Source organism: Aquicoccus porphyridii, from assembly GCF_008369105.1.
Lineage (GTDB): Bacteria > Pseudomonadota > Alphaproteobacteria > Rhodobacterales > Rhodobacteraceae > Aquicoccus > Aquicoccus porphyridii.
This window is the reverse complement of the sequence record NZ_VINQ01000090.1, coordinates 1-539: the sequence shown is the minus strand read 5'-3', so window position 1 is coordinate 539 and position 539 is coordinate 1. Positions and strand designations below refer to the sequence as shown.

Here is a 539-nt window from a genome sequence, read left to right as displayed (position 1 = left end):
CAGCGCCACCGGGCGCTGATCATCGAGGACGACTATGACAGCGAGTACCGCTTCGACGGGCGTTCGCTGGAGTCGCTGCGCAGCCTCGACCGGAACGGCCAGGTGGCCTACCTCGGGACCTTTTCCAAGACCCTCTTCCCCGAGCTGCGCCTCGGCTACCTGCTGCCGCCGGCAAGCCTGCGCGAAGCGGTGCTGGCGGCGCGCAAGCTGGTCGACCGGCACAGCGAGACCTTGCAGCAACGCGCCCTCGCGCTGTTCATCCAGCGCGGCGACTTCGCCCGCCATACGCGCCGCCTGCAACGCGAATACGCCCAGCGTCGCGGGCGCCTGCTGGAACGCCTGCACGGCGACCTGAGCCCCTGGCTCGAAGCGCTGCCGGCGGTGGCCGGGATCCACCTCGCGGCGCGCTGTCGCGAACCGCTGGATGTGCTGCGCATCGCCCGTCATTTGCGCCAGCAAGGCCTGGAGGTCGGCACCCTGCCGCCCTTCTACGCGGAAACCCCGGCACAGGCCGGCTTCCTCTTCGGCTTCGGCTGCAT

Annotated in this window: 1 protein-coding gene; it reads left to right on the top strand. The window is 70.3% G+C overall.

What is annotated here, in order from left to right:
• The coding region (locus FLO80_RS23720) for an aminotransferase-like domain-containing protein (RefSeq protein ID WP_149187131.1) at positions 1-539 on the top strand (539 nt) is incomplete at both ends.